Source organism: Bradyrhizobium sp. Arg816 (assembly GCF_029989365.1).
Classification (GTDB): Bacteria; Pseudomonadota; Alphaproteobacteria; order Rhizobiales; family Xanthobacteraceae; genus Bradyrhizobium.
Window position 1 is genome coordinate 133,293 of record NZ_JAPRAQ010000017.1, and the last position, 20,753, is coordinate 154,045.

Here is a 20,753-nt window from a genome sequence, read left to right on the forward strand (position 1 = left end):
CACGTGATCGGCCTGTATCATCGCGTCTGCGCGCTGTATCGAATGGAGTGAGGATAGGGAAACAAAGGATAAGTTGCACAGCAATCCGGCGTGCGACGTCCGACCAAAACAAACATCGCACGAGACCCGTTTTGTTCTCGGCCACTATCGCGCGATAATATTGAAAAGGAAGGACTTTTACTTGGTGGGCGCACCAGGGCTCGAACCCGGGACTCGCTGATTGAGAGGCGTGTGATTTAGTTGCTGGATCAATTCCCATTCCGACAAGTAAGCCGCTTTTCGTGCATTGAACCTGCAGCGGGATTTCTCATTGTCGGAATGACGCACCTTGGATCGGGGTCCCCCTCTGCGTCATCCGTGACTGGTCGTTCGCGAGGAATCCGCCAGGGTCAAGGCATGCGCCTCCGCCACGCCATGAACTTTGGGCCGATCGCGAAGCCACGATGGGCCGGAGAAGGAATGGCGGAATCAAAACCTGCTTGATTATTCAACGATTTCAAAGCGCATTTGGAAAAAAGGCTAGGTTGGCAGCCAAATGAAGAAGCGAACCTCGCAGGTCGGATCAGCTCCGACGCGTTGTCGCTGATCGCTAGCGACGCGGCGACTCGTATTGAAAGCTCCATCAAGGATTGACGAGCTTCCTGCGAACGGCGTAGCGGACCAGCTCGGCCGTCGATGACATTCTGAGCTTGCGCATCGCTGACGCGCGGTGAGTCTCGACGGTCTTTACGCTCAACTTCAGGATGACGCCGATCGACTTATTTGTGTGTCCCTCTGCAATAAGCTGGACAACGCCCTGCTCGCGCGCGGTGAGCAGCATGTCGGACGTATTTTGCTTGCCGGCCTGGTATTCGTGGAGCAACTTCTCCAACAGAACGCCCGTAAAGTAAGGTCTTCCATCGAGCAAGGCCTCGATCGCGAAGATCAGGTGCCTACTGGCGTCCGATTTGAACAGGAAGCCGCGAACGCCAGCCAGGATGGCTTCAGTCAGCAATTCCTCATTCTCGTGCATCGTCAGGATCAATACTTCGGTGCGCAGGTGCATCGACTTGAGGCGGCGGCTGACCTCAAGTCCGTTCATCAGCGGCATCGAATAGTCGGCTATCACGACGTCCGGACGTGTCTCCATCGCCAAAGCCACGGCCTGCTCGCCGTTGGTCGCCTCTCCGCTCACGATCCAGTCCGAGCGGCTCTCAACGATCGCTCGGAGCCCGGAACGTACGACTTCATGATCATCCGCAACCACGATGCGTTTCACGGCGTCGTTCCCGTATGCGGGCCCAGAACCTGTCGGGCAATCGATGGAGATTTCCAGCAGTCAGGTTTGCCAATCTACCGATTATCCCTCAATGGGTTATCCTACAAAACCCTGATATCTCCGGGCGGATGTACCAAGGATCAGCGTTTCCGATCAGACATCGACCGGCCTTGCCCGCGCGCACCCCAAATCGGACCGCGACACGATCATCGTCGATCAGCCTTCGTTTCATGGAGGGAACTCCGGGAACCGACGGACAGAGACTGCCTGCCCTCGGAGTCCCTGATCTCCGTCATTCCGTGCACACGCTGGCTTATGATTTCAGTGACGCGCGCCGGCTGCGCCTTTTGGTCATGAGACCATGCGGGAACACCGCGCACAGCGTCGTGCCGGAGTGTCGCGGTGCAGGATCGGACCGGATCTCGAACGTGCCCCCAAGCTGCTTAAGTCTCGCTCTCATGGCGGGAATGCCGACACCGGGCGATATCGCACCGTTGCCACGTTTGGTGTGATCGACCGGAAAACCGCGCCCGTTGTCGCTGATCGTCAGATGGAAGTGCCCCTCGATCGCCTCGACGACGATTCTGACCTCCGTCGCCTTCGCGTGGCGGAATATGTTCGTGAGCGCCTCCTGAATGACCCGCAGCACCGAGAGCTGGCTCGCGTAAGGTAGCTTATCGACGGCGGCGGGTATCCTCGTGCTCACCCGCAACGACGTACGTGCACCAAACCCCAAGGCATGCTGCTCGATCGTCGCCTTGAGTCCCCGGTCCGTCAGATCCTGGGGGTGGAGCAGATAGGTCAGGGAGCGGATTTCCTTGAGTGCCGCGTCGATCGACGCGTCGATATCATCGCAAAGCCGCTCGACGCCGCGCGGGTTATCGAGGCAAGTGCGGACACGCATCACACCAAGACTGGCGGCAACCAGCTCCTGGCATGTCGAATCATGAAGCTCCGATGCGATCCGCTGGTGGATGTCCTCGCGGATGGACATCAGGCTGACGTCCCCGTGAAGGAAAGCAGCCTCTTCAGTCATACAGTCGAGACCCTCCTTGTGGAGTAACCGATGACCGCCAATCAACCGGGCCGCATTGCCGGCCATGGGATGGAGGATCGGAACAACGGTTGTCTCGACATCCCGCAGCAAGCCGCCGAGCATCAGACTGTGGTGGATTTTGGCCTCGGTTCCTTCCGCAAGACATCCCTTGAGGATTTCACAGAGACGCTCGGCGTCTTCCTTGGCAAGACATTCGAAGACGTCCAGCTCTCGGACCTCCTGCTGCGACATTCCAAGGAGAGCCTCGAAGGCCTGATTGATTGCCTCGTACACGAAGCGCCCGCCCCGTGAGGGGCGGACCGCAAAAAGGAGCTCTTCGGAGTGTGTCCAATATGAGCGATCGCCAATTGCGTCCGGGCCAATCAGGTGACCGTCGATAAAGGGACGCGTCGGCTCGCAAGCAGGAGTACTGTTTGGCTTCACGGTACGCACCCAACTTTCCGGGTCGTTTTCGAGGTCGAACTCAACGCTCAATCTCGAAGCTCCCCCTCTCCAGTCGTCCCAGCATCGATCACTGGACTACAGGAAACGCCCTAGGGGAGAGACCGGATTATACGCTCGATCTTACCCTCAGCCAGCAGGTTGTATTGTCCGAAGACCAAAACCTCGCATAACTGACATGAATTCCGGCATATGACTATGCAGTTCGTGCCACGCAAATATGGCGACGACACCCAAGACGCGACGATACGGGACGCAGCGCACAAGTGGTGGGATTGTGAGCCATTTCGATTTCACGCACCCGTCCCTATCCTGAGATCGCTTTCTGCGCTGCAGGATGATGTTGAGCCGACCGAGCGGCGATGCAACTGCGCTGCGGTACAACCGAAATGGCACAATCTCGCCGAAAATTTCGACCTTCGATGGAGCCGGCTTGCGATCGCCGAAATCAAGCGCAAAACTCGATGTGCCCTGAACGTGCCAACAGGAGGCTTGCGTGCGAACATTCCAAGCGCTTTGTGGCGTTGCATCAATCGCAATATTTGCCGGTCCGTCTTTGGCGCAGACACCCGTCAGTCAGGAGCAGAAACCTTCCATGGAAGAGTTGATGCGCCGCCTCGATGCGCTGCAAGCCCGCGCGACAGAAGGTGACAAGCTGATCAGCGCGCTGCGCCATCGCGTCGACGAACTCGAAACGCGCGATAAGCATTCGAAGTCCCAGGCCGCCACCGCACGTCGTGACGTTGTCGCGCCGACCGCCGGGCAAAAGCCGCCGGCGATTCCGGTTGCGTCGACTGAGCCGCGAATGACTGCGAATGCTGCGGTCCCGCCACAAGCCGCGGCGGCGCCCATTCCGGGCCTGCGTCCGCCCGAACCGATGGGCAGTCAGTTCGACGGCGAAGGCGAGGACGCGCTGCGTTCTGATCTCCCGGGTTTGTCCTTGCGCATCCCGGGTTCGCAGTCCGAGGTACGATTCTACGGTTTCGCGAACGTCCATGGCTACCACGACTTCAATGGCCGCAATCAGTCCGATGCGCCGACAGTGCAAACCATTCCGCTTTCCGGAAGCCCCGCCGACATCCAGGGAGGCGATACCGGATTGTCCGCCCGGTTCAGCCGCATCGGTATGGATACGCGCACGGCGACCGCCTGGGGCACTCTGGAAACCCGCTTGGAAGGCGACTTCGGCGGGGGCACGGCAGCCTCACCCAATGCGGTCTTTCGGCTCCGTCAGGCCTGGGGCGAGGTCGGCAGCGAACAGTTTCGTGTCCTGGCCGGCTGGGCGAACAGCCTGTGGAACGAGGGCGTCTATGAAACCGTGAACTTCTCGACCAATCTCAACCAGTCATTCGTGCGCCAGGCGCAGGTTCGGGCGACCGCAACATTGGCTCCGGGATTGACCGGGCACGTTTCGATCGAGATGCCGGATACGCAGTACACGTCCGCGGCAGGCGTATTCACGCAGATCAGCACCCCGGCTGGCTTTGGTGGATTGAGTCCGTCATTTGCCTCCGTGCCCGATCTACTCGGCCGGCTCGAATACCGGAACGATGGCCTGGGCCTCGACCTGCGCGGCCTGCTGCGCGATCTCACCATCCGCACGGCTGGTACGGCGGCGGCGCCGCCAGCGGTCGAGCGCAACACCGCCGGTTGGGGTGTCGCAGGTAGCGGTCGCTTCCCAATGCGATGGCTGTCACCAGCTTTCGGTCCGGACGAGTTGGTTGGCATGGCCTATTACGGCCAAGGCATCGGGCGCTATTTCGGCGGCAATACCTTCGGCCAGGATGCGCTGTCCAACATCGGCCTGCCCGGCGTTGTCGATCCCAGCCTCGACGCCCTGCCGACCTATGGCGCGAGCGCAGGCTACCGCCGCTTCTGGGCACCGCAATGGCGCAGCAATTTCGTCTACTCCTACGCATGGCAGCAATATCCGTCCTATGCGCAATTGTTCGTGCCGGGATCTGCCTCGGCGACGTCGTTGAACAGCACCATGCAGCAGGGGATCGTCAATTTGATCTGGAGCCCGTTCGCCGAGCTTCGTGGCAACAGCGTCGGGACCGGATGGCTCGACGTCGGTCTTGAATATGTCTACTCCCATCGGGACGTGTACGGCGGCACCGCAGCAACAGCCCCGGTCAGCACCGGCTCTGGTACCGCCAATCGCATCCTTGGCTCGGCCACTGTGCGGTTCTGAAGACAGCCTTGTTGCTTCGCAGGCAGACATGGAAGCCTTGCTGACACAGACGTTCGTTCGGGTCGGTAATTGCCCCGGAACAATCTAGGCGCATTCGGTATTCAGCCGGATTTTGATGCGCCTTATTGATTGTTCGTAAGGCAGCGTGTGAACGGACAGATCGCGAAAGGATGAGCGATCCTCTCCCGAGAGGCCACCGTGTCTCCATGGTCCTTTCAGATCGTCGCCGCACTCGCGGCGATGACGCTGGCATCTTCGTCAGAGGAGTAGCGGGGTCGTCGCGTTGATTACGAGATCAGCGGTTTCGAGCGCGCATTGGCGTCCGATCCCTCCTCGCTGTTCTCATGGCATGGATCATCATGGCACCAGCGCTGCTCCAGCCGTCGCTAATGGAGCGGGAGGATTTCCGACATGAGCGCGCGCAGTGACGCCACGAACACGCCGCCATCGAAGACGATGACGCAAAGAGCCCTCGACACTGTCGAACGTGTCGGAAACAGCGTCCCGCACCCGGTCGTGATATTTCTGATCCTCATCGCCATCGTGTTGGTGCTGTCTCACTTGCTCTACATGTTGGGGGCAAGCGTCACCTATCAGGCCATCAATCCGGATACTCACAAGATCGAGACCGCGACCTCTGCCGCCAATAGCCTGCTGACGGCGGATGGAATTCGTCATATTTACACCCGGCTCGTGCCAAACCTCATGGGTTTCACCGCGGTTGGGCTGTTGATCGTCGCCATGATGGGCGTCGGCGTCGCCGAGGAAGCCGGCCTGGTCAACGCGTTGATCAGAAAACTCGTGGCCGTCTCTCCGAGCTGGGCACTCGTTTACATCGTCGCGTTCGTCGGCATCTTGTCCAGCATCGCCGCAGACGCCGGCTATGTGGTGTTGATCCCGTTGGCCGGCGCCGCCTTCTTGAGCGTTGGCCGGCATCCTCTCGCCGGGCTCGCTGTGGGATTTGCCGCAGTCGCCGGTGCATTCACCGTGAACATGATCATCAAGCCGCTTGATGCCGTTCTGACGGAAATCACCAACGACGCAATCCACATGGTCAATCCCACCACGTCGCTGGATCTGACCGCCAACGTCTCGTTCTCGATCGCCTCCGTTGTTGTCCTGACCATCGTCATCGCGCTCATCAACAACCGTATCATCGAGCCACGGCTGGCCGCTTACCAGGCCGAGAAGACCGCCAACACTCAGCCGGAGGCGAACGGAGGGCAGCTTTCCGCCGACGAGTCGCGTGGGCTGAGGTACAGCGGCTTTGCTCTGCTCGGGGTCGTGATCCTCTTCCTTCTGTTGACGGTTCCGTCGGGCGCGCCCCTGCGCAATCCGACGACGGGCGTCCTGATCGGCAACTCACCATTCATGAACGGCCTGATCGGGGTCATCATGGTGCTGTTCCTTGCAACCGGGATCGCATACGGCATCGGCGCGCGAACGGTGAATAGCTCCACGGCCGTCATCGGGGCCATGACCAAGGCGGTGGCTTCGCTGAGCGGCACCATCCTCCTCTTCGTCGTCATCAGCCAGTTCGTCGATTACTTCAACTATAGCAACATTCCAACGTTGATGGCCTTGACGATGGCCGATGTCTTGAAGAGCGCGAATATCGGCACGCTGTGGCTGCTGGTTGGCTTCATCATTGTCGTCATGATCCTGGACTTCGTGTTCACGCCGGCGATCGCCAAATGGGCCATCTTCGCGCCGGTCTTCGTACCGGTGTTCGTGCAGCTTAACGTCGATCCCGCAGCCGTCCTGGCCGCCTACCGCGTCGGCGACTCGCCGATCAACGCGATTACCCCCCTCAATGCCTACTTTGCCATGGTGGTCGGATTTGCCCAGATTTACGACAAGAAAGCGGGCGTCGGGACGGTTGTCGCGCTGATGTTGCCGTACACTCTCTGGATGGCCATCATTTGGACCGTGCTGTTCGTTGCGTGGTACCTGCTGGGCTTGCCTTGGGGATTGTGAGGCGCAAGGCAGCCTAACCCGGAAAAACCCCGAGATGTCCGGGTAAATGGCCTGATTGTTCAACAAGGAAAACCAACGTTAGATGGCGGTCCGTTGGACCTCGTTAAAGGCAGTGAACGAAAACGGCGAGTGAGGAGGGTTTGACCCGACACATGTCGGGGCTCCCTCGGTGCTTCTCATTATGGAGGCTTGGAACGCGCAATGAATGCGAACGCCGATGCCGAGAACAACTATTCCTATGTATCAACCGGGCACCTGCCGGCCGAAGCCGAAGTCATCTCGCTGATCGACGAGGTGTACGCGCGCTACAAATCAAATACGGACGGCAAGAACTCTCAAGTTTATCCCGCGCTCGCCGAAGTGCCGAGCGACCTGTTCGGCGTTTGCGTGGTCGGCACCAACGGCGCGGTATACGCCGTAGGGGCGGCCGAATACGAATTCTCCATCATGAGCGTTTCCAAGCCGTTCATCTTTGCATTGGCCTGTCAGGCCCTGGGGCCCGAGCAGGCACGCCAAAGGCTTGGAGCGAATGCGACCGGCCTTCCGTTCAACTCGCTCGCCGCCGTCGAACGAAGTCCCGATGGCAGGACAAATCCGATGGTGAATGCGGGCGCGATTGCAACGACAAGCCTCGTACCGGGAACGACGGTTGATGCGAAATGGAAGTTCATCTACGACGGATTAACACAGTTCGCCGGCCGCCCGCTTGCGCTTAACGACGAGGTTTATGCCTCGGCGACGGAGACCAACTTCCGAAACCAGAGCATCGCCCGCCTGCTCCAGAGTTTCGAACGGATTTACTGCGATCCGGCTGAGGCGACCGATCTTTACACCAGACAATGCGCGCTGAATGTGAGTGCCAAGGATCTGGCGGTAATGGGTGCGACTTTAGCGGACGGTGGCGTGAACCCCATCACGAAAGTGCGCGTGGTCGATCCGTCGGTCTGCCACTACGCACTGGCCGTCATGACTACTGCCGGAATGTACGAGACATCAGGCGATTGGCTTTACGATGTCGGGCTCCCCGGCAAGAGCGGCATCGGCGGCGGGATCGTCACGGTCTCCCCGGGAAAGGGCGGTCTGGGGACTTTTGCGCCGCCGCTCGACAGCGCCGGAAACAGCGTCAAGGGACAGCTTGTAGCGAAGTATCTGTCGCAGCGGCTGGGCATGGATTTATTCATGTCCAACCCGGAAGCGTAGGTTTGCAATTTTCGGAGATTCAGCCCGCACCGACTTTGGCCGGACTTCAGAAGGAATGACAGGGGACACGCCATGACGATGGCATCTGCGACGACGGTTCACTCCGTTGAAGAAGAGAATGCATCCTGGGTGCCGATGATCACCATCGCCCTCGGCCAGATGATCATGTCGTTCAACGTCGCCTCCTTGCCAGTTGCGCTGGGAGGGATGGTCAACAGTTTTGGCGTTCCGCCCACGACTGTCGCCACCGGTATCGTGGCTTATTCGATGCTTGTTGCCGGCTTCGTCATGCTCGGTGCGAAGCTGACACAGCGCTACGGGGCGACGCACGTATTCCGCGTTGCCGTTGCCGTGTTCGGCGCCGCGCAGGTATTGATGACGTTCAGTCCAAACGCGGATCTCATGATTACTGCGCAGTCCTTGTCCGGCGCGGCTGGTGCGGTGATCGTACCGTCGTTGGTCGCGCTTATCGCGGAAAACTACAAGGGGCGGCAACAGGCAACGGCCGTTGGCGCATTGGGTTCCGCGCGCGCCGCTGCGGGCGTTCTGGCGTTTGTCATCGGCGGTACTCTAGGCACATTCATCGGATGGCGCCCTGCGTTCGGGATTCTGATCGCCGTGTCGGCTGTGGTTTTCCTTTTGAGCTTTCGTCTCAAGCCCGATGAGGCGCGTCCGGAGGTCCGGATCGATTTCGTAGGTGTCATTCTCGCTGCCGCAGCCATCATTCTGATCAGCTTCGGTTTCAACAACCTCAATCGGTGGGGGCTGGGATTGGCGGGGCCCAATGCGCCATTCGACCTCTTTGGCGTATCTCCCGCCCCGATCATGATCGTGGTGGGTATCGTGCTCGGTCAGGGCTTTCTGAGTTGGACCCACAGACAGCAGGCTGCAGGGAAGACGCCGCTTCTTGCGCTCGAGGTGATCGACTCCCCGCAGGAGCGGGCGGCGGTGTATGCGATGTTTGCTGTCGTAGCGCTGGAAGCGATGCTCAATTTCTCGGTTCCATTATACATCCAGATCGTGCAGGGGCGCACGCCGCTGGCGACAACAATCGCCATGATGCCCTTCAACCTCACCGTCTTCTTCGCGGCGATGCTGATCGTGCGGTTCTATGGTCGGTTCACGCCGAGGCAGATCGGACGCTATGGCTTCATACTCTGCACGGTGGCGCTCCTTTGGCTCGCCTTTGTCGTGAGGAATGATTGGAGCGCCGTCCCGGTTCTCCTTGGGCTGGTGATTTTCGGCATTGGACAGGGATCGCTGGTCACACTGTTGTTCAACGTGCTGGTCACGGCTTCGCCGAAAGAACTCGCGGGCGACGTCGGCTCGCTGCGCGGCACGACCAACAATCTCGCCGCGGCCGTCGGCACAGCGGTGGCCGGGGCACTCCTCGTCGGCCTGTTAAGCGCGGCTGTTTTGCGGACCGTCGCCGAAAATCCAAAATTGCCGCCTGAGATACAGGCGCAGCTGGACCTGGATAACATCACCTTCATCAGCAATGACCGGCTGCAGAGCGTGATGGAGCAAACCACGGCCTCTCCGGCTCAAGTGGCGGAAGCGGTGCGCGTCAACACTGTCGTGCGATTACGCGCTTTGAAAATTGGCCTCATCATCATGGCTGGCGTTGCCTTGCTTGCGATTTTCCCGGCAGGAAAGCTCCCCAACTTCCTGCCAGGCGAAATTCCCGACCCGGCGCCGCGTAAGCGCGGAAGGAACGAATAGCAATCGTAACCTCGCGGCAAGGAACAGCCTTTGCGACAACGGACGATGTGGCGATCGCGCGCGTACTGACCAACGGCTCAGACGATCCTCCGGAGGGCTCCATGACCAAGCTCGATGATGTCCTGTCCAACGTCGACGCAAATCTCGATGCGGCTCTCGAGCGTCTGTTCGCGATCCTGCGCATCAAGTCGATTTCGACCGATCCGGCTTACAAGGCCGAATGTATGGCCAATGCCGAATGGCACGTGGCCGACCTCAAGAGCATTGGCTTCGACGCCTCGGTGCGCCCGACACCGGGGCACCCGATGGTCGTGGCGCATGACCGCAACGTGCCCGGCCCCTCGGCGCTGTTCTACGGCCATTACGATGTGCAGCCGGTCGATCCTCTCGAGCTCTGGGATCGCGATCCCTTTGACCCGTCTATCCAGACGATGCCCGATGGCGCGAAGATCATCACTGGCCGCGGCTCCGCCGACGACAAAGGCCAACTCATGGCCTTTGTCGAGGCCTGCCGCGCCTGGAAGGCGGTCACCGGCAAACTGCCGATTCCGGTTTCGATCCTGCTGGAGGGCGAAGAGGAATCCGGTGGCGTGAACCTGCCGGGCTTTCTCGATGCCCATGCCGCAGAGCTGCGCGCAGATATCGGCCTGATCTGCGACACTAACATGTGGGACCATGAGACGCCGGCGATCCAGACCATGCTGCGCGGACTCTGCGGTGAAGAGGTCATCATACACGCCGCCGACCGCGACCTGCACTCGGGCTTCTATGGTTCGGCCGCGGCCAATCCGAACCGCATCCTCGCCCGCATCCTCTCTGACCTGCACGACGACAACGGACGCGTCACGCTGCGCGGCTTCTATGACGGCGTACCGGAACTTCCCAAGGCGCTGCGCGAGCAATGGGACAGCCTGAACTTCAGCGCAAAGTCCTTCCTCGGCGCCATCGGGCTTTCGATTCCCGCCGGCGAGAAGGGCCGCGACGCGCTGGAGATGGTCTGGTCGCGCCCGACCTGCGAAATCAACGGCATGGGCGGCGGCTACCAGGGGGCCGGATTCAAGACCGTGATTCCCGCCATGGCATCGGCAAAGGTGTCTTTCCGTCTGGTTTTCGATCAGGACCCCCATGCCATCCGCAAAGCCTTCCGGGAGCATGTGCATGCACGCGTCCCGGCCGATTGCCGTGTGGAATTCCTGGAGCATGGCGCGGGTCAGGCGATCCGCTTCCCGATCGAGGCGCCGGCCTTCGGCAAGGCGCGCGACGCACTGACGGCCGAATGGGGCAAGCCCGCAGTCTTCATCGGCGGTGGCGGCTCCATTCCCGTGACCCATCAGCTCAAACAATCGCTGGGCATGGACGTGGTGCTTGCGGGCTTCGGCCTCGAGGATGACCGCATCCACAGCCCGAACGAGAAGTACAATCTCAAGAGCTTCCATAAGGGCATCCGCTCCTGGGCACGTATTCTGGAAGCGCTGTCGCGGTAGAGCGGCACGGGCAAGCAGCGCTGGCTCCGGGCCAGACCGCCCTCGCGAGGTGCGATGACGCCGCATATACTCATTACCTTCGCCATCATCGCCACGATGGTGCTGCTGTTCGTCTCGAACTGGGTGCCAGTCGCGGTCGTGGCGCTAAGTGCGACACTCGTGCTTTACGCGACCGGTATTCTGGAGCTCTCCGAAGCGCTGGCAGGTTTCGGCGACACCACGATACTCTTCATTGCTTCACTCTTCGTGGTGAGTGCCAGCCTGGATTCGTCCGGCGTCACCACGTGGGCAGGCCAGGTGCTGATCCGTTACGCCGGCGAAAGCCGGACACGCCTGTTGGCGCTGTCGATGCTGCTCGTGGCCTTTCTCACGGCGCTGATCGGCTCGGGTGGCGCAGTGGCTGCCCTGCTGCCCGTGCTGGTGATCGTCTCCGTCCGGCTCAAGCGCCCGCCTGCGCAACTCATGATGCCTCTCGCCTTCGCCTCCTATTCGGGTTCGATGCTGGTACTGACCGGAAGCCTTGTGAACGTGCTGCTTTCCGACGCGGCGAGCGATGTCGGCCTCGCGCCCTTCGGCTTTTTCGAGATGACGGTGATCGGCGTACCGCTCCTGGCAGGCACCGTGGCCATCGTGATTCTTTTCGGCGATACGCTGCTACCGGTGCGCACTAGCCGGGAAATGCCGGAGGATCTGAGCCACCATTCGCGCATGCTGACCGAGCAATACAAGCTGTTTGACCAAGTGCACCAGCTCGAGATCACCGCCGCCTCGCCCTATCTCGGCACGTTGCAGGCAGTGCTGGAATCGCGGCTGGAGCGCGAGAACCACCCGGAGCTCAGCTTCATCGCTATTCGCCCTCGCCGCCAGAACAGCATCTCGTGGCAACATTCTCTCGTGGAAGGCGATCGGCTCATCATGCGCGGTGAGCAGGCAGCGATGGACGCGTTCGCGGAGCAGCATGGCCTGACGCCCTGCCAGGAGACAATCGGCAAAATGCGGGAGGCACTGTTCAACGATAGCCACGGCTTTTCCGAGGTGGTGCTGCCGCCCCGCTCTCGTCTGATCGGAGAGACCGTCTTCCCCGGCATGGTCACCGAAAGTGGCGATCTGATTATCCTGGGAGTTCAACGCGGCGGCGAGAATCTCGGACCGGGCGAAACCGTTCTTGCGGCGGGTGACACGCTGTTGCTGCAAGGCCGTTGGGAAGCGCTTGAGGAGTACGGGCGCGATCCCAACGTGCTCGTCGTTGCTGCTCCTGACATGATCCGCAGCCAGGCCAGGCCTCTGGGCACTGGCTCCATACGCGCCATTGTCATTCTCGCGGTCATGGTTACGCTGCTAGCGACGGGCGTCGTGCCAAGAGTCGTCGCTGGATTGGCGGCGGCCTGCGCGGTGATCCTGTTGCGCGTACTCAAGATCGAACGAGCCTATCGGGCGATCAACTGGAACGTGCTGATCATGATCGCTTCACTGATCCCGCTCTCGACCGCCATGTACAAGACGGGTGCAGCCTATCTCATCGCCGATACACTCGTTGCCATTGTCGGCAATGCGAGCCCGTACGCGCTGCTGGCGGGGCTGTTCTTGCTCACGGCGCTAATCGGCCAGCTGATCAGCAGCACAGCGACGACACTCATCGTCATTCCGATAGCCATTGCCTCCGCGGAAGCTGTCGGTGTCTCGCCGCGCACCGCGCTGGTGACTGTGGCGGTGGCTGCGGCCGCTTCCTTTCTTACGCCAATCGCCGCCTCAGCGAGCCTCATGGTGCAGCGCCCCGGCGGCTACCGATTTGGCGATTTCTGGAGGATGGGTCTACCGTTGCTGCTCTGGTTCTTCCTGGTAGGCACGTTTGTCGTGCCCATCTTCTGGCCATTCGCAGGATGAGCAGTTTGCGCAGGATGATTGGTTTGCGTCCTAACCGACCGGGTATTTCCGTATGAACACCAATCTTGCTTTGGTTCTTCTGCTGCTTGCGGCCGCGATCGTGATGTTCATGGCCAATCGCCCGCGCATGGATGCGGTCGCGCTGCTGATGATCGTGATCATGCCATTTACTGGGGTGATTACCATCAACGAGGCGCTGGCAGGGTTCAGCGATCCCAGCGTCGTGCTGATCGCAGGCCTCTTCGTGATCGGAGAAGGGCTGGTGCGCACCGGCGTGGCGCGTCGCCTCGGCGACTGGCTGAATGCGACTGCCGGCAGCAGCGAGACGCGCATGCTGGTGCTGCTGATGCTCGCGGTCAGCGGGCTCGGTGCATTCATGAGCTCGACCGCCGTGGTGGCCATCTTCATCCCGGTCGTGCTGCGCATCTGTCAGAACACGGGTGCCGCGCCGAGCCAGCTGATGATGCCTTTGAGCTTTGCGGCCCTGATCAGCGGCATGCTCACCCTCGTCGCGACGGCGCCGAATCTCGTGGTCAACGCCGAGCTGATCCGCCAGGGTGCGGCAGGCTTCGGCTTTTTCAGCTTCACGCCCTTTGGGCTCACATTCCTGGCGCTCGGCATTGCTTATATGTTGTTCGCTCGGCGGTTTCTGCCCGTCTCGGCCAAGCGTGTGGACGGCGAGCGCCGTCAGCCGAACTTGCTTGATTGGGTAACGCAGTATGGCCTCACCGATCGCGCCTTGCGCGTACGCGTGCTGACTGAATCGCCACTGGTCGGCAAGCGCCTGGAAGAGCTCCCGCTCCGGAACAGTGGCGTGAATTTGCTCGCCATCGAGCTTCCCGGCCGCTTCGGGTCCGAGGCGATCCGCCCGAACGCAAGGACCGAGCTCGCCGCCGGGCAGATCTTGCTGCTCGACGTCATCGCGTCCCCTGCCGAAACCAACCGGATGCTGAATGACTATATGGTCGAAAAGCTCCCTTTGGGCGATTGCGGCTATTTCACCGATCGTTCGCAGGAGATCGGCATGGTCGAAGTCATCGTCCCGGCGGAGTCCAAGCTGATTGGCCAGAGCATCTTGCAAGCGCGGGTGCGCAGCGAAATGGGATTGACGGTGCTGGGGTTGCGGCACGGTCGCGAGGTCGTGAGCCAAGGGCTGCTCGATGAGACCTTGAAGGTCGGTGACACCCTTCTGCTGACCGGCTTCTGGTCTGACATCCGCAAGCTGCAATCCGAATTCTCGGATCTTGTCGTCCTGAACCTACCGACCGAGCACAAAGACGTTCTGCCGGCCGCGAACCTCGCACCTCAGGCTCTGGCGGTGCTGGCTTTGACGGTCGGTATGATGGTGAGCGGTGTGGTGCCGAACGTGCACGCGGTTCTGATCGGCTGCTTGCTAATGGGGTTGCTGGGCTGCGTGGATTTCAACAGCGCCTATGCCTCGATCAATTGGAAGAGCCTGGTTCTTATTGTCGGCATGCTGCCCTTTTCGCTGGCACTGCAACGAACCGGTGGCGTCGATCTCGCCGCCGACGCGGTGACGCATCTTGCGGGCGAGGCATCACCGCGATTCCTGTTGGCGCTGCTCTTCGTGATCACGGCTGCCCTTGGCCTGTTCATCTCGAATACGGCGACCGCGGTGCTCATGGCGCCAGTAGCGCTCGCTGTCGCGAAGGACATCGGCGCCTCGCCGTATCCCTTCGCGATGACTATCGCCATCGCGGCCTCGGCCGCCTTCATGACGCCTGTGTCTTCGCCGGTGAACACCTTGGTGGTCGGACCGGGCAATTACGGATTCGGCGATTTCTTGAAGATTGGTGTCCCTTTTACCCTCGTCGTGATGGTAACGACCCTGGCGCTGGTGCCTTGGCTGCTCCGATTTTAGCGGCCGTCAGGCCGGGCGCGATCCCGCAGACGGCTGTTCTTTCTCGTCCCGCGCAAACCAGGCCACATACAGCGTCGGCAGGAAGACCAGCGTCAGAACGGTGGCGACCAGGAGCCCGCCCATGATCGCGAATGCCATCGGTCCCCAGAATACTGTTGGCGCGATTGGAATCATCCCGAGAACAGTCGATACGGCCGTCAACATGATCGGTCGAAAACGGGAGCTGCTGGCATCCACCGCAGCGTCCCAGGCCGTCTTGCCCAAAGCGCGTTCGGCGTCGATCTGACCGATCAGAATGACCGCGTTCTTGCTGATCATGCCGAGCAGCGCGAGCACGCCGAGAATGGCGACAAAACCCAGGGGCCTGCCGGACAGCATCAACGCTGCAACCACGCCGATAAGGCCGAGCGGCGCCACGCTGAGCACCATGAACAGTCTTGGAAAGCTCTGGAGCTGCACCATGAGGACGGTAAACATGACGAACAGCATCACCGGCACCACCGCCAGCACAGACGCCTGCGACTTCTGACTTTCCTCTACGGTGCCACCTATGACGACGCTGTACCCCGAAGGAAGGCTCTTTCTGAAGTTCTCGATCGCCATCGAGAGCGACGTAACCACGCTCTCCGGCAGTTTGTCGCCGGCAATTGCAGCCTGAACCGTCAGGGTCGGAATGCGGTCGCGCCGCCAGACGAGCGGAAACTCCTGGTCATATTCAAAGGAGGCGAACTGGCTGAGAGGAACAGTCTGCCCACCCGGCAGCGCCACCTGCAAGTTGCGCAGACCGTCCAGCGAGCCCCTCTGCTCGTTGGTCGCGCGCGCCACCACATTGACCAGATAGATATCGTCGCGAACCTGGGTAACGGGTGTGCCGGATATGACCGTATTCAGGACTGTCGCGATCGCTTGCGAACTGAGGCCGAGAAGGCGAGCCTCATTCTGGTCCACGCGAATACGCACTTGGCGATTGGGTTCCATCCAATCGAAATTCACCTGTTTGGTGTCCGGACTGGAGGCTACGATCTGTCCGACTTTGAGCGCGATTTCGCGCACCCGTTCCACGTCGGGCCCACTGACCCGATACTGCACCGGCCATCCAACCGGCGGTCCGAGCTCAAGCGGAGAAACGAACGCAATCGCGTTAGGAAACTCCTGCGCGAGTAGCTTTTCAAGCTTGGAATGCAGGCGCTCGCGTGCAGCGACATCCTTGGCGATCACCACGGCCTGCGTGAAGAAATCGTTCGGGAGCTGAACATTAAGAGGCAAATAGAAGCGGATGGCGCCGCGCCCGACATAGGTGCTCCACCGCGCCACATCGGCATCGGTCGAAAGGGCAGCATCCAGGCGCTTTGCCGCAGCCTCGCTCGCGTGGATTGACGAGTTCTGCGGCAAACTCAGGTCCACGAGCAATTCAGGACGGTCCGACGATGGAAAGAACTGTCGCGGGATGAGCGGCAGCGCAAGCACCGAACAAACGAAGAGCGCCAAGGAGATCGCGATCGTCAGCCATTTCGCGCGCATCGCGAAAGTCAGGAAACTCCGATACATGCGGAAGATCCTGCCCGGATCCGCCGTACTTGTCTGCTTCGGCGGAACAAGGATCGCTGCTCCGAGCAGTGGCGTGAAAATGACCGCAACGAACCAGGAAACCAGCAGTGCGATCGTGACCACGGCGAAGAGCGAGAACGTGTATTCACCGGCCGAACTCGCGGCAAAGCCGACCGGTATAAAGCCCGCTATCGTCACCAGCGTGCCCGCGAGCATCGCCATTGCATGGGTCCGATATGCGAAAGTTGCCGCCTCGATCTTACTGGCGCCCTCTGCGAGCCGACTGAGCGTCGCATCGGTCGTGGTCATCGCATCGTCGACCAGCAATGCGAGCGCAATGATGAGCGCGCCAAGCGATATTCGCTGCATATCGATGCTGAGAAGTCCCATGATCGGAAACACGATCGCCAGCGTGAACGGTATGGCCAGCGCGATGATCAGGCCGGGTCGTACGCCCAGGCTGATGAAACTCACCACCATGATGATGCCGATCGCCTGCATCAGCGAGACCGTGAACTCGCGGATCGCCTGGTCGACGACAACGGGCTGGTCGGCGACCAGGCTGGGCTCGATTCCAATGGGGAGATCCGCGGTGATCTGCGCCATTGCCTTTCTGATATTGGCGCCGAGCGCGAGAATGTCGCCGCCATCCCGCATGGCGATTGCAAGGCCTATTGCCGGTTTGCCATTGATCCGAAACATCGGCTGGGGCGGATCCGTGTAGCCACGTCGCACCTGCGCAATATCGCTCAGGCGAAGCATGCGGCCGCCGGCCGAAAAATTGATGTTGGCGATGTCCTGCTCCGACTGGAAGCTGCCTGATACCCGAATCGAGATGCTTTCCAAGCCGGTCTGAATCGTTCCCGCCGGACGCACGATGTTTTGCGACTGAAGCGCCGCAATAAGAGCGGACCGATCAATTCCGAGGGCCGCGAGCTCCTTCGTGGAGAACTCGACGAAGATCACTTCATCCTGTTCGCCCAGAAGCTCGATCTTTGACACGTCAGGTACGAGAAGCAGCCTTGAGCGGATGTCCTCGACCCGATCGCGCAACTCACGCTGAGTGAAGCCGTCACTGGTAAAGCCATAGATGATGCCGAATGTATCACCGAATTCGTCATTAAAACCCGGCCCGATCACGCCTGCGGGGAGTGTATGACGCATGTCTCCGATCGTCTTTCGTACGTGGTACCAGGTGTCGGCCACCTGTTTCGCATTCGCGCTCCCCTTCAGATTCACAAAGACGGTCGCGACACCGGCCCTTGTGAAGCTTCGCAGGAAGTCCAGATGCGGCGTTTCCTGTAAGTGACGTTCGAGGCGCTCAGTCACCTGCTTCATCGTCTCTTCCACGGTTGCGCCAGGCCACGCGGCCTGGACGACCATGGTCTTGATGATGAAGGCGGGATCTTCGTTGCGCCCCAACCGGAAATAGGACAGCGCCCCCCCGACCACCGCAATCATCATCATATAGACGACCAGCGAACGGTGTTTCAGAGCCCAGTCGGAAAGATTAATTCCGCTCATGGCTCGGATCCAAGAATCCGGACCTTCTGACCCGGATGTAACGCCTGAACGCCGGCGGTGACAACTATTTCGCCGATGTCGAGCCCCTGGGAAATGATGGCCTGCGCTTCGTCGAACCGCAGCACGTCCACATTGCGCACCGCGACCGTGGCGGTGGCCCGGTCGACGACCCATACGGCGGGCTGCTCGTTCATCCTGGTCAGCGCGGAAGATGGAATATCGATCATCGGCCCTGCAGTGGTACTCGCTCGCCCTATCACTGACGCACCCAACCGCATCGCGGCTGGCGGATCCGTCAGGCCGACCTTGACCTCGAAGGTTCGGGTCACCGCACTGGCCTGTGCAGCGACTTCGCGAATGCGCCCTTGCGCCGTTATCGACGGATCGTCAGCCAAGCTGACAGTAATCTCTGGATCGGTGGAGGCCGACCTGATCAATTGAGCGGGGACATCGAAGATCGCATCGCGACCGTCCTGCCGTGCGATCCTGGCGATCATCTGCCCGACCTGGACGACCTCGCCGGCGACCGGACCTGTGGCAGTTATCACACCGGGTGCATCGGCCTTGAGTTCGGTGAAACCAACGAGGTCGTGCGCAGAACTCAGTTGCGCTTCGGCCGCATCGACTTGCGATTGCGCGGTTTGCCGTGCCTGGGTTGCGGCATCATAGTTGGCGCGCGTGGTCCACCCCTGCGCCAACAGCGTCTCCTGGCGATCGAAGTGATTACGCGCCTGGGTCAATTGCCCCTGAGCGGCGGCAAGGGACGCCTGCGCCTGCCGCAACGTGCTTAGCTCATTCTGCGACTCCAATCGGGCCAGCACCTGGCCTGCTTTGACCCGGTCGCCGATCTTGGTGTCATTGGTCAACAGGCGTCCCGAGATCCGGAAGGCAACATTTACCTCGTCTTCCGCCTCGACCCGGCCGGAGAACGTCAGCGGCGTTGTGACCTTGCGTTTTTCCACAGTCGTTGTGCGTACGATCCGCGGTGGAGATGCGTCCTTGGTTTCGGTTTCCCGACCGCATCCTGCCAGCATCAGCGAGAACGCAGCTACCAGCGTCGATGTGAGGATGTTTCGAGGCGCGGATCGGCTGCCGTGCATGAACATGACCTGTTCCGTTCCGGGAGTGAGATCTTGCCGGGAGGATTGCTCAGTCCGCAGTCGCATTTTCCCCGGTACCGCCATCCGCATTTTTGTCGAAGGAGTCCGCCGTCAACATCGGTAAATCTACTCGGTGGCGCCGGATGGAATCCGTGCCCGGCCATCAGCAGATTCCTGAGGCATGATCAGGCAATCACCCGATGTCGCCGGTTCCGTCCACGACGCATGATGCAATCGTCAGGTGAAGCAGTCGCGCGGGGCAACGCCGCCGCGCGCGACAAACATCCGCCGTTTGAATTCTCGTCTGGGGCGCGCAAAAGCGCGCTTCCTCAAAACACGGCAGAGCCGGACGACACAACCCGGGAACAACCGAGGAAACCGGCATGACAGGGTCCTCAGGTGATCGATATGGGCGTGCCGTCGTCGCGGTTGGAGGATCGTGGCGAACTGCGACTTTAAGAGCCGCATTTTTCCTTTGCCTCTGGCTCGTGCTTGCCGGCGCCAATCCGGCAGATATTCCTGCCGCGGCGGCAGCAATCGCAGCAGCAACCTGGACAAGCCTGCACCTGCTGGAGCCGAGCAGATCCCGGCGGTCAATTCCCGCCATCGTCCGCCTGGCGCTGCTTTTCCTATACCAATCGGTGGTCGCCGGCGTAGACGTCGCACGCCGCGCGCTCGATCCCCGGCTGCCGCTGCGGCCGGGATTTGTGTTCTATCCGACCGGCCTCTCACGCGGGGTGCGACGTAACGTGTTCACGACACTCACCAGCCTTTTGCCTGGCACTGTGCCAACCGGGGAGGAGAACGGGCAGCTCGTCTATCACTGTCTCGACGTCGAGCAACCGGTCGTTGCCGAACTTGCCGCGGAGGAAGCGGCGTTGGTTCGGGCCCTCTACAATGACTGAATTCCTCACTGCCGCAGTCGGCTTGATCCTGGCGATGCTGGGGCTTGGGCTGGTCTCCATCTTGCGTGGCCCGACAGATGCCGACCGGATGATGGCGGCGCAACTGATCGGGACTGCCGGCATTGCCGTCTTGCTGCTGCTCGGCACCGTGACAGGCGTGCCGGCGGCCGTCGACGTGGCATTGATACTGGCACTGCTCGCCACTTTCGCATCCATCGCATTCGTCAAGAAGGGGCTCTCCCGCCTCGAAACCGATGGGGCCGATCCGGGGGAGGACAGATGAACGTCGCACGCGACATCATCACGGTTGCGGGAGTGTCGGCAGGCGTATTCTTCTTTTTCGCCGGTACCGTCGGCCTTCTTCGCTTTCCCGACACCCTGACTCGTCTACACGCGCTCAGCAAGGCCGATAACCTCGGCCTGGGTTTCGTCGTGCTCGGGCTGCTCCCCCAAACAGGAGGCCTGCGCGACGGACTGAAGCTGATCAGCATATGGATGTTCGTGCTGCTCGCGGGCGCCACCGTCTCCCAATTGATCGCGCGCACGGCACGTCAGAGCGGGTCAGGCAAATGAACAT

14 protein-coding genes are annotated in these 20,753 nt (G+C 60.8%); 10 read left to right on the forward strand and 4 right to left on the reverse strand.

Features of this window, described 5'->3' with window-relative positions; all coding sequences use genetic code 11:
- Positions 1-622: 622 nt before the first annotated feature.
- Positions 623-1,258: a response regulator transcription factor gene (locus OWC48_RS32245; RefSeq protein WP_282523594.1), complete on the reverse strand. Its 636-nt coding sequence runs from the start codon at positions 1,256-1,258 to the stop codon at positions 623-625.
- 313 nt (positions 1,259-1,571) lie between these two features.
- Entirely contained in the window at positions 1,572-2,789 is a 1,218-nt protein-coding gene (locus OWC48_RS32250; RefSeq protein ID WP_282523595.1) for an ATP-binding protein, read from the reverse strand.
- A 562-nt stretch (positions 2,790-3,351) separates the two neighbouring features.
- On the opposite strand from OWC48_RS32250, the gene OWC48_RS32255 reads away from it, so the two are divergent.
- From OWC48_RS32255 to OWC48_RS32285, 7 genes are all read left to right on the forward strand, one after another.
- On the forward strand, positions 3,352-4,950 hold the full coding sequence (locus tag OWC48_RS32255; protein WP_282523596.1) for a DcaP family trimeric outer membrane transporter: 1,599 nt from the start codon (positions 3,352-3,354) through the stop codon (positions 4,948-4,950).
- A gap of 411 nt (positions 4,951-5,361) precedes the next feature.
- Positions 5,362-6,927: an AbgT family transporter gene (locus OWC48_RS32260; RefSeq protein WP_282523597.1), complete on the forward strand. Its 1,566-nt coding sequence runs from the start codon at positions 5,362-5,364 to the stop codon at positions 6,925-6,927.
- A gap of 201 nt (positions 6,928-7,128) precedes the next feature.
- Positions 7,129-8,127 (forward strand): glutaminase A, encoded by a 999-nt coding sequence (gene glsA, locus OWC48_RS32265; RefSeq protein WP_282523598.1) that lies wholly within the window; start codon positions 7,129-7,131, stop codon positions 8,125-8,127.
- Positions 8,128-8,199: 72 nt separating this feature from the next.
- Positions 8,200-9,849: an MFS transporter gene (locus OWC48_RS32270; protein ID WP_282523599.1), complete on the forward strand. Its 1,650-nt coding sequence runs from the start codon at positions 8,200-8,202 to the stop codon at positions 9,847-9,849.
- 101 nt (positions 9,850-9,950) lie between these two features.
- Positions 9,951-11,333 (forward strand): M20/M25/M40 family metallo-hydrolase, encoded by a 1,383-nt coding sequence (locus OWC48_RS32275; protein ID WP_282523600.1) that lies wholly within the window; start codon positions 9,951-9,953, stop codon positions 11,331-11,333.
- A 54-nt stretch (positions 11,334-11,387) separates the two neighbouring features.
- Positions 11,388-13,217, forward strand: a complete 1,830-nt coding sequence (locus OWC48_RS32280; RefSeq protein WP_282523601.1) for an SLC13 family permease — start codon at positions 11,388-11,390, stop codon at positions 13,215-13,217.
- 52 nt (positions 13,218-13,269) lie between these two features.
- Positions 13,270-15,099, forward strand: coding sequence for an SLC13 family permease (locus OWC48_RS32285; RefSeq protein WP_282523602.1), 1,830 nt, complete (start codon positions 13,270-13,272; stop codon positions 15,097-15,099).
- A 6-nt stretch (positions 15,100-15,105) separates the two neighbouring features.
- Here OWC48_RS32285 and OWC48_RS32290 read toward each other — a convergent pair whose 3' ends face one another.
- Positions 15,106-18,171, reverse strand: a complete 3,066-nt coding sequence (locus OWC48_RS32290; RefSeq protein ID WP_282523603.1) for an efflux RND transporter permease subunit — start codon at positions 18,169-18,171, stop codon at positions 15,106-15,108.
- Positions 18,168-19,271 carry an efflux RND transporter periplasmic adaptor subunit gene (locus tag OWC48_RS32295; RefSeq protein WP_282523621.1) on the reverse strand — a complete coding sequence of 368 codons (1,104 nt, stop codon included), beginning with the start codon at positions 19,269-19,271 and terminating at the stop codon, positions 18,168-18,170. Before OWC48_RS32295 ends, OWC48_RS32290 begins: the two co-directional genes overlap by 4 nt.
- 383 nt (positions 19,272-19,654) lie before the next feature.
- Here OWC48_RS32295 and OWC48_RS32300 point away from each other — a divergent pair, with 383 nt between their 5' ends.
- From OWC48_RS32300 to OWC48_RS32310, 3 genes are read left to right on the forward strand one after another with little or no spacing between them, the layout of a single operon-like run.
- Complete coding sequence (locus OWC48_RS32300; RefSeq protein WP_282523604.1) at positions 19,655-20,176, forward strand: Na+/H+ antiporter subunit E; 522 nt, start codon at positions 19,655-19,657, stop codon at positions 20,174-20,176.
- Positions 20,169-20,459: a monovalent cation/H+ antiporter complex subunit F gene (locus OWC48_RS32305; RefSeq protein ID WP_071911305.1), complete on the forward strand. Its 291-nt coding sequence runs from the start codon at positions 20,169-20,171 to the stop codon at positions 20,457-20,459. Before OWC48_RS32300 ends, OWC48_RS32305 begins: the two co-directional genes overlap by 8 nt.
- On the forward strand, positions 20,456-20,749 hold the full coding sequence (locus OWC48_RS32310; protein WP_282523605.1) for a monovalent cation/H(+) antiporter subunit G: 294 nt from the start codon (positions 20,456-20,458) through the stop codon (positions 20,747-20,749). Before OWC48_RS32305 ends, OWC48_RS32310 begins: the two co-directional genes overlap by 4 nt.
- Positions 20,750-20,753 lie beyond the last annotated feature (4 nt).